We start from the raw sequence: 13,696 nt of genomic DNA, 5'->3' as shown, positions 1-13,696 counted from the left end.
GAGACAGGTCACCCTCGGGGCTGCGGGGGTGTTCTGCGGCATCCTGCTGGCTGGTCTCGCCGACGCGCCACCCGAACTCCTCCTGCTTTCGACCGCCGGTGCGGTAGTCGCGTGGGACGTCGCCACGTTCGCCATCGACCTCGGTTCGGAGCTGGGGCGGGCGGCCGAGACGAGGCGGCTCGAACTCGTCCACGCCGGTGCGAGTACGGGGCTCGCGCTCGGGGCGGCGATAGTCGGCACACTGGTCTATCGGTTCGTCGGCGGCGGGCCGGCGCTCGCACCGGTCGTGTTGCTCTGTGGCGCGGTGGTGCTCGCGATCGCTCTCCGGCCATAGGACTATTGCTGGCGTGTCGCGCCGCCCGCCATCAGCCGAAGAAGACGTCGGTGATATCGTTCGATCCCGAGATGGTGTCGCGATAGAGTTCGGAGTAGCCACAGTTGGTACACGACACCACTTTGAAACTGTTCGTCTGTACGCCGAGCATCCGTGAGAGCACGCCGCCCGTCGTCGACATCTCGCCGACGTCGACTCTGGTGTGCCCGCACTTCGGACAGCCCTGCTCGTCGTCCGCTGTGGATGTCACTTACGAGCATACATGTCGGTACTAAATTATCCGTTTCGTCCCCGATCGAGACCTCGCTTTCGCCCGGTTCGCGCCGGGCATCTGGGGATTTTTCTCGCGGAAACGACCGGTAACTGAACTCGTATCAGGGTAGCGGCTACGGAAGGAACCGGCCCGTTCCGGGGGTGTATTCGGGTCCCGACCGAAGCGGGGTTGCAATGTCAGAGACAGACGCGGTCCCGGACGAATCAGGTGCGCCGTACCTCGCCTTCGGGGCGGTCGGCTCGGTCGCGCTCGCGCTCTATGAGTACTACGTCCGCGGCAACGAGCAGCGCGGGATGTTCATCGGGCTCTGGCCGCCGACGATGATCGGCTTCGCGATATACCTCAAACAGAAAGCGGCCGAGTAACGACTTCGACGGGTCAAACCGTCGGCACCGGAACCGAGTCCAGCACGTCGGCGACCACCGACCGTTTTTCGACGTTCTCGACCGCGGCATCCGGCGTGAGCACCAGGCGGTGCGCACAGACGGCGGGGGCGATGGCTTTCACGTCGTCGGGCGTGACGAACTCCCGACCGGAGAGCACCGCGCGGGCGCGGACGGCCTCGAAGAGCCGTTGGGTACCTCGTGGCGAGACCCCCACCGAACACGTCGAGCGCTGGCGGGTCGCCCGCGCGATGGCGACGAGGTAGGCGAGGAGGTCCTCGTCGACGCGAACGGTCTCGGGGACGGTCTGTAGCGCGCGAACGCGTTCGGCCGAGAGGACTTCCTCGGTCGCCGGGCTGCGTGCTTCGCGAGCTGCCCGCCGGCGGAGGAGTTCGACCTCGCCCGCTTCGTCGGGGTAGCCGATCGCGGTCTTGACGAGGAAGCGGTCGACCTGGGCCTCGGGAAGTTCGAAGGTGCCCGCCATCTCGACGGGGTTCTGGGTCGCGAGCACGAAGAAGGGCTCCGGGAGGGCGTGGGTCTCGCCGTCGACGGTGACCTGGCCCTCCTCCATGGCTTCGAGGAGCGCCGCCTGGGTCTTCGGCGGCGCACGGTTGATCTCGTCGGCGAGCACGACGTTCGCGAACACCGGACCGGGCGAGAACTCGAACTCGCCCGTCCCCTCGTTGTAGATGTGGGTTCCCGTGACGTCGGCGGGCAGGAGGTCGGGGGTGAACTGAACTCGTGAGAAGGAGAGCCCGAGCGCGCGGGCGGTGCTCCGGGCGATCAGGGTCTTGCCCGTGCCGGGGACGTCCTCGAACAGGACGTGACCGCGGGCGATCACGCCCAGCAGCACGGTTTCGAGCAGCGAGCGCTCGGCGATCACGGTCGTACCGAGAGCGTCGAGAACCGCGTCGATCTCCTCGTTCGCCGCCGTGACATCCATGCCCAAACGGGTGTGGCGGGGCGCTTAGTGATGGCGATCGGAGACCGAAACGGATAACAGGGCGTCCGCCGGATCGATAGATGAGCCGGGGTAGCCTAGCCTGGCCAAGGCGGTTGCCTCGAAAGCAACTGTCCTCACGGACACGTGAGTTCAAATCTCACCCCCGGCGCATTCTTCGATTTCACCCCACGAGCGACGCAGTCGCTGGTGTGTTCAGCAGATACGCTAGGCCGTGTGATTTGAACGAGAACGGACGCAGCCCGCACAGCGAGTGTAACGAGCGAGCAGGAACGTCCGTGCGTGGTTCAAATCTCACCCCCGGCGCATTCTTCGATTTCACCCAGCAAGCGACAGCTATCCGCCGATGATCGATTGGGTCGAGGTCGCGCGAGTTCTCGTGGGGCGGCGACCGGCGACGAGGTAGCCGTCGACCGAGCTTGCGTCGTGCGGGGCCGCGTTCTGGACCCAGACCCGGCCGTCGGCATCGGTGTGCGCCCACTCGCGGGCGAGCGCCTCCGACTCGAAGGTGCGCCGGCGGCCGTGTTCGTGGACCCACTCGCCGGCCGTTCGGCTGGCGCGGCGCGCGGACGATTTGACCTCGACCACGTACTCGTCGCTCACGGTTCGACAACGCGCTCCGTGACCTTCGGTCTGTGGATGGCCGCCCGCCGGCGGGCGGTCGCGGTGCGGTGGCGGGGCAGCGGTGTGGCGGTTGCGGCCGCCGTGCGGGTGTGGTAGCGGCCGCCGTGCGGTTGCGGTGCGGGCCTGGCGTCTCGGTGAGCGCCGCAGGCGCGAACCGAGGCTCAGGAGAGCACAGCTCTCCTGGCGGATGAAGGGCGGAGCGCACTGGTGTGAGCGAAGCGAACACCGCGAACGGAGTGAGCGCGCGGAGGGCTTCGGCGGTGGCGGTGCTGTGCAGCTTGCGGGTGTGGTAGCGGTGCTGGGCGGAGGGGTTAGTGGTTGTACTGCGAGCGAACGAAGTGAGCGAGCAGCCTTTTTACTCCAGGTTATTGCGACGAGTGGTTAGCGAGCGAAGTCGTTCGAGACGGCTTCGCCGTCTCGTGATGACGAAAGACGCGAAGCGTCTTTCGAACCACGAGCTAACCCGAGGAGGAAAAAAGTGGTTAGAAGTAATCCACGCCGGCCGGCAGCTCGAGCTTCATGCCCTTGCGCTCGCGGATCTCGCGGATGGTCTCGGGCTGGAGGTTGTCGGCCATGACCTGGAAGCCGGCGTTCTCGGTGTTCCACGAGGCGCGGCCCTCGGTCGCCGAGCGGAGGTCGGAGGCGAACCCGATCATCTCCTCGACCGGCGCGACGCCCTCGACCACCATGAGGTCGCCCTCCTGGTACATGTCGTCGACGCGGCCCCGGCGACCCTGGATCTCGCCCGAGGCGGGACCCATGTGCTCGGAGGGAACGTCGATGCGGACGTTCTGGATCGGTTCGAGCATCGAGATGCGGCCGTTGATCAGCGCGCCGTGGACGGCCTGGCGAACGGCGGGGATGACCTGTGCCGGACCCCGGTGGATGGCGTCCTCGTGGAGGCGCGCGTCGTGGAGCCGGATGAGGGTGCCCTGGACCGGTTCGGCGGCGAGCGGCCCGTCGTCGAGCGCCTCCTCCCAGCCCTCGATGACGAGCTCCATCGTCTCGTTGAGGTGCTGGATACCCTTCGTCTCGTCGATGAGGATGTTGGTGCCGTGGATCTCCTCGACCGCCTGGGAGGTGTCCTTGTCCATGCCGGCCTCCTGGAGCGCCTCGCGGCGTTCGAGTTCCGGCATGTCCATCGAGGCCTCGCCGAGCTGGAGGGTCTCGACGATGTCCTCCGAGAGCGGTTCGACGGTGATGTAAAAGCGGTTGTGGCGGTTCGGCGACTGGCCCTCGACCGTCTCGGAGGCCTGCTGGACCGCCTCCCGGAAGACGACGATCGGTTCGCCGGTCGTGACCGGGATCCCCTGGTTGCGCTCGATACGCTGGGTGATGACTTCGAGGTGGAGCTCACCCTGGCCGGAGATCAGGTGCTCACCCGTGTCCTCGTTGATCTCCACCCGAATGGTCGGGTCCTCCTTCGAGACCTGCTGGAGGGTCTGGATGAGCTTCGGGAGGTCGTCCATCGACTGGGCCTCGACGGACTTCGTGATGACCGGCTCCGAGATGTGCTCGATCGACTCGAACGGCGTCATCTCCACGGAGGAGACGGTCGAGCCCGCGATCGCGTCCCGGAGGCCGGTGACGGCCGCGATGTTGCCGGCGGGGATGCGGTCGACCTCCTCGCGCTCGCCACCCATGAAGAGCCCGACCGATTGGACACGGTTCTGTCCTGCCGTCCCCGAAACGTAGAGGTCCTGCCCGCGTTCGATGGTGCCCGAGAACAGCCTGCCGGTCGCGATCTCGCCGGCGTGGGGGTCGATCGAGATGCTGGTGACCATGAAGACCACCTCGCCCTCGTCGTCGACGAGACGCATGCTCTCGGCGAGGTCGGTCGAGTCGTCGCCACGCCAGACGGTCGGGATCCGCTCGGGCTGGGACTTCTCGGGGTTCGGGAAGTGCTCGGCGACCATGTCGAGCACGACGTTCGAGAGCGGCGAGTGCTCGCGGAGCTCGTCGATGTTGTCGTTGCGGTTGTAGTCGATGATGTCGCCGAAATCGATACCCGTCTCCTGCATCTGGGGCAGGCTGGTGGCCCAGTTGTAGAGCGCGGAGCCGAAGGCCACGGTGCCGTCCTGAACGGAGACCTTCCAGCCCTCGTTCTCGTACTTGTCCTCGGCCATCCCGCGGATGAGCTCGTTGACGTCGCCGATGACGGTCTGGAGGCGCTCCTGCATCTCCTCGGGGCCCTCCTGGAGCTCGTTGATGAGGCGGTCGACCTTGTTGATGAACAGCGCGGGCTTGACGCCCTCACGGAGCGCCTGCCGGACCACAGTTTCAGTCTGGGGCATCGTGCCCTCGACGGCGTCGACCACGACGAGCGCGCCGTCGACCGCACGCATCGCACGGGTCACGTCGCCACCGAAGTCGACGTGGCCGGGGGTGTCGATGAGGTTGATGAGGTGGTTGGTGTCCTGGTACTCGTGGGTCATCGAGACGTTCGCCGCGTCGATGGTGATCCCGCGTTCCTGCTCGTCCTCCTCGGTGTCCATCGCGAGCTGCTCGCCCGCCAGGTCCGAGGAGATCATGCCCGCACCGGCGAGCAGGTTGTCGGTCAGGGTGGTCTTCCCGTGGTCGATGTGGGCGGCGATGGCGATGTTCCGGATGTTCTCCGGTTTGTCCATCAGTCGCTCGCACTCTTGGACGATCTGTTTACGTCGGCCCATTATACGAAATCCTACCGGAAGGAAGGTCAAAAGGGTGCTGTTTCGGGGGAGCGAACGAAGTGAGTGACCGCGAGGCTCGATGGACGAACGATGTAAGTCCATCGGTGTTTCCGCCAAGCGGAGCGAGGCGGAAGCTCGTCACAAGCGGAGTGAAGTGAGGGTGTTTCACGCGAGCGGAGCGAGCGTAAAGCACGTCGTGAGCGGAGCGAAACGACGGTGTCTCGCGTGAACGAGCGGAGCGAGAGAACGCGAGGCTCGAAAGACGAGCCGGGCGAGTCTTTCGGCGTTTCGGGGGGAGCGAACGAACTCGATCCGTCCCCGGGAACCACGACCACGAGGCCGGCACAAGAGTCATACCGGGCAACCCCCTGGTACTGATACACATGGATGTTCGCGTGCAGTCGCCCGGCCCAACCGAGCCGTTTCTCGGGGCGTGCGACCTCTTCGAGACCGAGCACGACCTCGACTTACCCGTCGAGGTCACGATCCGCGAGGACCCGGATTCGCGGACGTGGACCGCCCACTACGACGACCGCCACGTCCTCAACATCTCGCGCCAGGCCGCGAGCAGCGCGATGGCCCGCCCGCTCGCCCTCCACGAGTACTCGCACATGCGCCGGTACGAGCAGTCCCACCCCTCCCACATCCAGTCCACGGGAGAAGCGATCACCCTCGCGCTCGCGGGCCACACCGTCGAGCGCCGGACCCTCACCCAGTGCTATCAGATCGCGAATCACATGAAGGACATCTACGCCGACGACATCACCCTGAGCGTGGCCCCCGCGGATCGACTCGTCGCCTTCCTCGAATCCAGCCTCGCGAGCGCGCTCGCCGACAGACCCGTCGACCCGCCGACCTGGAAACGCCTCACCCCCGCCGCCGACCCGAACATCACGGCGGTGAACGCCGCGTTCGCGCTCGCCCTCCTCGAACGCCACGACTGCATCCCCGACGACCACCGCCTCTACGACCTCGCCCACGCCGCCGCCGACGACGCCGCCGGGGTCGACCTGCCCGCCTTCAAACGCCGCTTCCGCACGCTCGCAGACGACCCCGACGCCAGCGAGTACCGCCGAACGCTCGTCGAGGCGACCCGCGAGTACGCGATCCGCACGGGCTACGCCGCCGACTGAGCGCTCGATGCAGACGGACCACCTTCGGACGCACCACCGAGTGAACGACTCGACCGGCCTCGCCGCCGGCATCGCCACGAAAGGACTCCCGTCTCGCGGACAGTACTCACGTCAGTACCGAACGGTCTCGTCGAGCCTCGCCACGGCTATGGCAGTGTTGCGAAACAGGAACACGACGAATCGAACTCGCGTCGGACCGAGGAGCCGGTTCCGTCAGCGTGCGGCGGCCGCGACGCGCTCTCGCTCTTCCTTCTGGTTGATCGCGTAGCTCTGGACGTCGTAGTCCGCCGCGCCCGTGAGCTGACTGGCGAGCGCCTCGTGGGCGTCGGTCGGCGACTTGAACGAGGCGTTGTACGCGCCCTGGGCGAGGAACATCAGCGCCTGGTCGACCCGGCGCTGGGGGGCGATGTCGACGGCCTGCGGGACCGAGATCCCACCGTACTTGAGCCGCACCGTCTCCTCGCGCGGCGCGGCGTTCTCGACCGCGCGCACCAGGATCTGAACCGGGTTCTCGTCGGTGCGTTCGTGGACGAGGTCGAAGGCGTCGCGGACGATCCGGGTCGCCTGCTGTTTCTTCCCGGTGTTCTCGCCGGTCTGCATCAGCCGGTTGATCAGCCGCTCGACGACCGAGATCTCGCTCTTCTGGAACTGCTTGCTCGCGTGACGACCCATCGTGTGCTCGACCGGCGTCACGTTGAGATAGCGCTCGGTGCTCGGGTCGACGTACTCGATCCCGGTGACGTCCCACTTCTCGAAGAGCTTCGCGCCGGCGGTGGCCTCGTGTTCGGCCTCCTCCTCGGCGACGACCTCTTCTTCCGCTTCTCCCTGTTCTTCCTCCTCGGTCTCGGGGGCTTCGCTCTCGCTCATCGGACGGGTTTCTCCGCGTTGCCGCGAACGAGTTCGATCAGCGATACGCCGTTGACCTTCTCGACCTTGTAGTTGACCGCCGAGAGGTCGCCCATCGCACGACCCTTCGCGCCACCGATACCCGCGATGGTGACCTCGTCGTGCTCGTCGATGAAACTGATCGCGCCGTCGCCGGGACAGAAGGCCGTGACCTGCTTGCCGTTCTTGATCAGCTGGACCCGCACACACTTACGGATCGCCGAGTTGGGCTGTTTGGCCTCGATCCCGACCTTTTCGAGCACGATACCCCGACCTCGTGGCGCACCTTCGAGCGCGTCGGTCTTCTCGCGGAGCCCGCGGGCGCGGCGGGCGTACTTCGAGTCGGACCACCGGTGGTTCTGGCGGTCCTTTTTGAGCTTTCGCCCTGCGTACTTGCCGTTAGCCATTATGTCACCCATATCCGACGGGCGCACTTATGCCTCCCGTTTCGAGCGGACGGCACGACTACTCCTCCCTGAGACTCGGATGGGTTTGCTGGTCGTCCGGGTGGCGCTCGGCGACGTACTCCCGAACGACGTCCCGCGATTCGTCCTCTCGCCGCCGGCGCTCGTCGTCGCCGACCTCCTCACAGCCCGGCGGGAGGTCGCGACCACGTCCGGTGAAGTAGCCCTCGGGGGTCACCCAGTCGTGGTAGAACGGCCGGTCGTCGTCCTCCAGCAACGTGACGGCCACCTCCGCACCGTGACCGGCGCTCACGACCGCCTGATAGGGTTTCTCCGCGATCCGACCCGCGGCGTAGAGCCCCTCGACACCCGTTCGACCGCGTTCGTCGGTTTCGAGGAACGTCTTCCCGCGGTCGATGACCCCGAGTCCCTCGATGTCGGCGAGATAGCCGACCGCGTTCCGTGTGGCGGCGATCACGTATTGGGTCTCGTACCGGTCCCCGAAGGCCGTCTCGACGGCGAACCCCTCGTCGAGGGGGTCGACGTGCGTCACGGTCGCCTCCCGTCGGTCGCAGCCGGCGCGGTCGGCCTGCTCGCCCATCATCTCCAACAGAAGTCGCGCGTTGATCCCCGCTGGAAACCCGGGATAGTTCTCCAGATGGGCGTTCCGTCGGAGGATCGACTCGCCGTCGCCGAGGACCAACGTCTCCAGGTCGTGCCGGGCGGTGAAGATGGCCGCCGAGAGACCCGCGATGCCGTCGCCGACGACGACGACCTCGGCGCTCGATCCCGCGTCCGCGGTGGAAGCTACCATACGGGAGCACTGCCGTCGAAACGAAAAGCGGTTTCGGTTTTTCGGCCTGCCTAAAATCCGGATCGCTCGCCCGACGGCCGTTCGGTTTCGAGGCAACGCATCGTCACCAGCGACCAGTACTCCTCACCGTGTCGGTAGACGTCGCGGAGCACGCCCTCCCGGACGAAGCCCACGGTCTCGTAGCACTCGATCGCGGGCTCGTTGAAGTCGAACACGCGGAGGCCGATCCGGTGGAGATCCAGTTCGTCGAATCCGATCCGGACGACTTCGCGCATCATCGCCGTGCCGTAGCCGTTCCCGCGTTCGGCTGGATCGACGATCACGCGCGCGACGCGGGCCGAGCGGTTCTCACGATCGATGTCGGCGAGTTCGAGGTAGCCCACGAGTCGACCGTCAACGACGGCGGCGTACGCCCGATGTGTCGATCCCGAGTCCTTGATTTCGTCGAGATGACCACGAAGCTGTGCCGCGTCGAGCGGGAACGAGAACACGGACCCGGCCCACTGGAGCAGTGCCGCCGGTGAATCGGTCCACCCGACGATCCGTTCGGGGTCATCGTCCGTGGGCTGACGAAAGGAGACGCCCATGTCGAACCGTCGGTTGGGGCGGAGATATACCGTGTGGGTCGCCCGATGCCGTCGGTTCAGACCAGTTCGATCTCGTCGATGTCGAAGTGACGTTTCGCCAGCCGCCGCGCGAGGTCGATGGTGCGACCGTCGCGCCCGATGGCCACGCCGGTATCCGCCCGGTCGACCTCGGCGTAGGCCACTGTACTACGGTTCTCGCTGACCGTGACGTTGTGCACCACCGCGGGCGCGAGCGCGTTGGCGATGAACCGCTCCGCCGTGTCGGCGGTCTCGACCAGCGTGACGCGCTCGCCGAGTCGGTCTTCGAGTTTGTTGACCGTCCGACCGTCTGGTCCGATCGCGTCGGCCATCTCGCCGGCGGCCACCAGAAAACAGACGCCCGTCTCGTCGGTCAGACAGTCGAGCGCGGTCGCGCCCGTGACGTCGTCGAACAGCCCGATGCGTCGACGGGCGGCGTCCGACAGCGTGACGCGCATCTCAGTCCGCGGGTTCGGTCTCGTCGGAGGCCGTCGCCCCGCCCATCCGGAGCGTGACGTCGCCGGTGCCGAGCTTGATGGGTTTGCCGACGATGACGTTCTCGGCCACACCGTTGAGATCGTCGACCTCGCCGTGGACCGCGGCGTCGAGCAGGTGGTTCACCGTGACCTCGAACGCCGCGCGTGCGAGGACGGAGTCCTTGCTGCCCGAGATGCCGTGGCGACCGATCGACTCGATCGTCCCCTCGGCGGTCATGATGTCCGCCACCAGCATCAGGTGGCGGATGTTGACGTCGCCGAGCCCCTGCTCTTCGAGGGTGTTCATCGTCTCCTCGATGATGATCTCGCGGGCCGCCTCGACCCCGAGGTTCCGGTAGACCTCGTGGATGTTGTTACAGGTCGTCCGGGAGGCGTCGACACCCTCGATGTCGAGGGCGTCGCCGAAGGCCGACCCCTCGGTGTAGAGCACGAACTCCTCGCCCTCCTCCAGTTCCTCCTTTCGGATCACGACCCGCGAGACGTCCTCGATACCCTTGAAGACGATCTCGCGGAGCTCCTCGACGAGCTGGAGCAGCCCGCGGTAGCTCGGCTGTGCCGGACCGAACTCGATCGTGGTCCCGTTTCGGGCCACGTCGACCCCGAGCGAGTCCTCGATTATCTCGGCGACCTCCTCGGCCGAGATCATCCGTTCGTCGAGGGTCTGCTGGTTGAGGCTGACCTGGACCAGCATGTCCGCGACGTTTGTCGAGACGTCGCCGAGCGCCAGGATCCGCGTGGACTCGATGTTCCAGACCACCTCGTGGGCTTTCTCCCGGTCCGTGGCGTACTCGCCGTCGAGGTAGACCGTCATCATCGGCGTGTCGGGCGTCTTCCGGGCGTCGACGAGCTCGATGAGGCGGGGGAGCCCCTGCGTGACGTCGATCTCCGCGACGCCCGCGTAGTGGAACGTGTTCATCGTCATCTGGGTGCCCGGCTCGCCGATCGACTGGGCCGACACCGTCCCCACGGGATCGAGCGGTTCGACCCGCGTGTCGAGGTAGCGGTCCTCGACCGCGTTCACGATCGACGTCGCCTCGTCCTCGGTGACCTCGCGCGACTCGATCGTCTCGTAGACCTCGTCCTTCAGGCGTTTCGGGAGGGTCGTCCCCTCGACGGCGGTCTCGATCGCCGTCGTGATCTCAGTCATCGCTCACCTCCGGAACGTCGATCGGCGCATCCGACGTGGTCGCGCGGTCGGTGGTGCGCGCGTCGGCGTGCTCCGAGAGGTTCGTCGGCTGGGCGAACGTCTCGCCGTCGTCCTCGAACTCCGCGGCGAGCACGCGGTCGGCGATCTCGTCGACGTCGATCTCGTTGTCGACACCCGAGGAGACCTTCACCGGACTCGTGTTGTCCTCGCCGAACTCGAACTGGACGATGTTGTCGGAGGTGTCTCTCACTGTGCCGTCGTACTGGGTCTCCAGTTCGTTGAGCGCGTTGATCAGCCGGCGCTGGAGGTAGCCGGACTTCGAGGTCCGGACCGCCGTGTCCACCAGCCCCTCGCGGCCACCCATCGCGTGGAAGAAGAACTCACGCGGGGTGAGCCCGCCACGGTAGGAGTGCTCGACGAAGCCGTGGGCCTCGGCCGAGAGGTCGTCCTCCTGGTAGTGACTCAGCGTGCGGTCCTCGTAGCCGCGGTTGATCCGCTCGCCCCTGACCGCCTGTTGACCGACACACGCCGCCATCTGGGTGAGGTTGAGCATCGAGCCACGCGCGCCCGACTCGGCCATGACCACGGCGGGGTTGTCGCGCGCGAAGTGGTCCTCCGCGATGTCACCGGCGGAGTCGCGGGCCTTCCCGAGCGTCTGCATGATCTTCATCTCGAGGGTCTCGTCCACCGTGCGGCTCGGCAGGCTCTCGAGGTCGCCGTTCTCGTAGGTCTCGATCAGTTCGTCGATCCGCTCGTAGGCGTTGGCCATGCTCTCGTCGATCTGGGCCTCGGCCTCGTTGGGGATCGACTCGTCGTCGATACCGAGCGAGAACCCGAAGTGCATGATCGCCCGCATCGCGAGCGAGGCCACCTCGTTGATGAACACTCGGGCTCTCGTCTCGCTGTACTGCTTGACGATCGTGTCGACGACCTCGCCGCCGAACGCGCCGACCGCGTCCTCGTCGACGGTGCCCTCGACGAGCTGGCCGCCCTCGATCACCACGGTGTCGCCGGTCGAGCTCGTGAACTCGAGGTCGAGACCGTTTGGCAGGAGTTCGGAGAAGATCGTCCGACCCGTCCACAACGGTCTCCCCTGGTCGTCCTCGCCGTCGGGGTCGGGCAGCGTATCGACCCCGGTGGCGCGGAGCAGGTCGAGCGCCTGGGTCTCGTTGAACGACGGCACCCCACCGGTTTCGGGGTCGTCGTGGGTCAACAGATAGGTTCCCGAGACGTGGTCCTGGATCGCGCCGATGATGTTCTCGCCGAAGCGCGGGCTCAGGATCTGCTCTTGGACCCGCATCAGCACGCGGGCCTCAGCCCGCGCCTCCTCGTTCTGGAGGGCGTGCATGTTCATCTCGTCGCCGTCGAAGTCGGCGTTGTACGGCGGACACACCACCGTGTTCAGCCGGAAGGTCTTGTACGGCATCACGACCACCTCGTGGGCCATGATCGACATCCGGTGGAGCGACGGCTGGCGGTTGAAGATCACGATGTCCCCGTCGGTCAGATGGCGCTGGACCTGCCAGCCGGGCTCGATGCGCTCGGCCAGCTCCTCCTTCGCCTGTTCGAGGATCTTCATCACCTTGCCGTCGGGGCGGATCACCCGGTTCGCACCGGGGTGGACCTCCGCACCGTTGCGAACGTACTGGCGCGCTTCCTCGATGTTGCGCTCGTTGACGTTCATCGTCTGGGTCATCTCGCTCGCGACCCGTTCGGGGACCCCGACCTCGTTGAGGCTGAGGGTCGGGTCCGGCGAAATGACTGTGCGAGCCGAGAAGTTCACGCGCTTCCCGGAGAGCGAACCACGGAAGCGACCCTCCTTGCCCTTGAGCCGCTGGGAGAGGGTCTTCAGGGGCCGACCGGAGCGGTGGCGGGCCGGCGGCGTCCCGCTGATCTCGTTGTCCATGAAGGTCGTGACGTGGTACTGGAGGAGTTCCCAGAGGTCCTCGATGATCAACTGAGGAGCGCCGGCTTCGCGGTTCTCCATGAACCGCTGGTTGATCCGGATGATGTCCACCAGTTTGTGGGTGAGGTCGTCCTCACTCCGCTGGCCGTTGTCGAGCGTGATCGAGGGCCGTGCGGTCACCGGCGGCACCGGGAGTACGGTGAGAACCATCCACTCGGGTCGCGAGCGCTCGGCGTTGATGCCGAGCACACCCACGTCCTCGTCCGGGATGTCCTCGAACCAATCCCGAATATCGGAGGGCATCAGCTTGTTGAGGTCCTCCTCGGAGAGGTCCACCGAAAGCGCGCGCTCGATGGCCTTCCGGCTCTCCTCGCGCGGGCGGAACTCGCCACCCAAGATCTGGTTGATACGCGAGAGCTCGATGTCCGTCTCGTCGGCGAGCTCCTGGGGTGAGGTCCCGGGCTTGTCCTCGTCCTCGTCGGGCTGCATCGCCGCCGCGATCAGCTGCGGGTAGTCGGCGGCGAGCACGTCCTGGACCTCGTAGTAGGTCGTGGGTTTCTCGTGCTGGATGTCGTACTGCTCCTCGCCGCAGTAGGGACAGCGGTCCTTCTTTCGGGCCTGGCGGATCGCGGCTTTCGTGACGTCGTTGACGTCGTTGTCGAGTTCGCGGGCACGCTGGAGGCGGGTCGCGAACTCCTCGCGCTCGGCCGAGTCGAGCAGGAGCCGCGAACACTCCCGACAGGTCCCGCGCAGGAGCCGTCGGATGAGTTTCGTGAAGCCGACGTGGATCACGGGGGCGGCGAGTTCGATGTGGCCGAAGTGGCCGTTGCACGAACCTGAGTGTTGCCCGCAGGTGCTACATTCGAGGCCGGGGTCGATGACACCGAGTCGAGGGTCCATCAGCCCCATGTCGATGGGGTAGCCGTCGTCGTCGTAGGTGTCGGCCGTGATGATCTTCGTCGCGCTCATCTCGCGGTACTCCTCCGGGTTCATCAGCCCGAAGTCGATCGCGCCGATTTCCTTGGGGGTTGCGTTGGTGCTCATGGGTTGTGGGGTAGTA

Annotated in this window: 14 protein-coding genes and 1 tRNA gene; 4 read left to right on the top strand and 11 right to left on the bottom strand. The window is 66.3% G+C overall.

Annotated features, from left to right (window positions below):
• Window positions 1–334: hypothetical protein (locus tag D3261_RS10240; RefSeq protein ID WP_120072055.1), on the top strand; the 334-nt coding region annotated here is incomplete at its 5' end.
• Window positions 335–365: 31 nt separating this feature from the next.
• On the opposite strand, the gene D3261_RS10235 is transcribed toward D3261_RS10240, so the two are convergent.
• Entirely contained in the window at window positions 366–584 is a 219-nt protein-coding gene (locus D3261_RS10235) for a zinc ribbon domain-containing protein (RefSeq protein WP_120072042.1), read from the bottom strand.
• A gap of 197 nt (window positions 585–781) precedes the next feature.
• Between D3261_RS10235 and D3261_RS10230 the strand changes: the two genes are divergently transcribed.
• The gene (locus tag D3261_RS10230; RefSeq protein WP_120072040.1) at window positions 782–973 is read left to right on the top strand and encodes a hypothetical protein; all 192 of its coding nucleotides are present in this window, start codon (window positions 782–784) and stop codon (window positions 971–973) included.
• A 13-nt stretch (window positions 974–986) separates the two neighbouring features.
• On the opposite strand, the gene D3261_RS10225 is transcribed toward D3261_RS10230, so the two are convergent.
• Window positions 987–1,934, bottom strand: coding sequence for a MoxR family ATPase (locus D3261_RS10225; protein ID WP_120072038.1), 948 nt, complete (start codon window positions 1,932–1,934; stop codon window positions 987–989).
• An 84-nt stretch (window positions 1,935–2,018) separates the two neighbouring features.
• On the opposite strand from D3261_RS10225, the gene D3261_RS10220 reads away from it, so the two are divergent.
• Window positions 2,019–2,103 (top strand) — tRNA-Ser (locus D3261_RS10220).
• A gap of 185 nt (window positions 2,104–2,288) precedes the next feature.
• Here D3261_RS10220 and D3261_RS10215 read toward each other — a convergent pair.
• Both D3261_RS10215 and D3261_RS10210 read right to left on the bottom strand, forming a co-directional pair.
• On the bottom strand, window positions 2,289–2,555 hold the full coding sequence (locus D3261_RS10215; RefSeq protein ID WP_120072036.1) for a hypothetical protein: 267 nt from the start codon (window positions 2,553–2,555) through the stop codon (window positions 2,289–2,291).
• A 503-nt stretch (window positions 2,556–3,058) separates the two neighbouring features.
• Window positions 3,059–5,245: an elongation factor EF-2 gene (locus tag D3261_RS10210; protein ID WP_120072034.1), complete on the bottom strand. Its 2,187-nt coding sequence runs from the start codon at window positions 5,243–5,245 to the stop codon at window positions 3,059–3,061.
• 383 nt (window positions 5,246–5,628) lie between these two features.
• Between D3261_RS10210 and D3261_RS10200 the strand changes: the two genes are divergently transcribed.
• Window positions 5,629–6,378, top strand: a complete 750-nt coding sequence (locus D3261_RS10200) for a DUF5781 family protein (RefSeq protein ID WP_120072030.1) — start codon at window positions 5,629–5,631, stop codon at window positions 6,376–6,378.
• A gap of 213 nt (window positions 6,379–6,591) precedes the next feature.
• On the opposite strand, the gene D3261_RS10195 is transcribed toward D3261_RS10200, so the two are convergent.
• The 7 genes from D3261_RS10195 to D3261_RS10165 are packed head-to-tail and all read right to left on the bottom strand — an operon-like array spanning window position 6,592 to window position 13,680.
• Window positions 6,592–7,245, bottom strand: coding sequence for a 30S ribosomal protein S7 (locus D3261_RS10195; protein WP_120072028.1), 654 nt, complete (start codon window positions 7,243–7,245; stop codon window positions 6,592–6,594).
• Window positions 7,242–7,670 carry a 30S ribosomal protein S12 gene (locus D3261_RS10190; protein WP_007691533.1) on the bottom strand — a complete coding sequence of 143 codons (429 nt, stop codon included), beginning with the start codon at window positions 7,668–7,670 and terminating at the stop codon, window positions 7,242–7,244. The genes D3261_RS10195 and D3261_RS10190 overlap by 4 nt, the downstream gene beginning before the upstream one ends.
• A gap of 58 nt (window positions 7,671–7,728) precedes the next feature.
• Window positions 7,729–8,481 (bottom strand): NAD(P)/FAD-dependent oxidoreductase, encoded by a 753-nt coding sequence (locus tag D3261_RS10185; protein WP_120072026.1) that lies wholly within the window; start codon window positions 8,479–8,481, stop codon window positions 7,729–7,731.
• Window positions 8,482–8,531: 50 nt separating this feature from the next.
• Window positions 8,532–9,068, bottom strand: coding sequence for a GNAT family N-acetyltransferase (locus D3261_RS10180; protein WP_120072024.1), 537 nt, complete (start codon window positions 9,066–9,068; stop codon window positions 8,532–8,534).
• Between the two features lie 56 nt (window positions 9,069–9,124).
• Window positions 9,125–9,544: a NusA-like transcription termination signal-binding factor gene (locus tag D3261_RS10175; protein WP_120072022.1), complete on the bottom strand. Its 420-nt coding sequence runs from the start codon at window positions 9,542–9,544 to the stop codon at window positions 9,125–9,127.
• A 1-nt stretch (window position 9,545) separates the two neighbouring features.
• Window positions 9,546–10,730, bottom strand: a complete 1,185-nt coding sequence (gene rpoA2 / locus D3261_RS10170) for a DNA-directed RNA polymerase subunit A'' (protein ID WP_120072020.1) — start codon at window positions 10,728–10,730, stop codon at window positions 9,546–9,548.
• Complete coding sequence (locus D3261_RS10165) at window positions 10,723–13,680, bottom strand: DNA-directed RNA polymerase subunit A' (RefSeq protein ID WP_120072018.1); 2,958 nt, start codon at window positions 13,678–13,680, stop codon at window positions 10,723–10,725. The genes rpoA2 and D3261_RS10165 overlap by 8 nt, the downstream gene beginning before the upstream one ends.
• Window positions 13,681–13,696 lie beyond the last annotated feature (16 nt).

The sequence above is a fragment of the Halococcus sp. IIIV-5B genome (genome assembly GCF_003602035.1).
Classification (GTDB): Archaea; Halobacteriota; Halobacteria; order Halobacteriales; family Halococcaceae; genus Halococcus; species Halococcus salsus.
The sequence above is the reverse complement of the archived record's forward strand: the minus strand, read 5'-3'. Positions and strand labels throughout refer to the sequence as shown.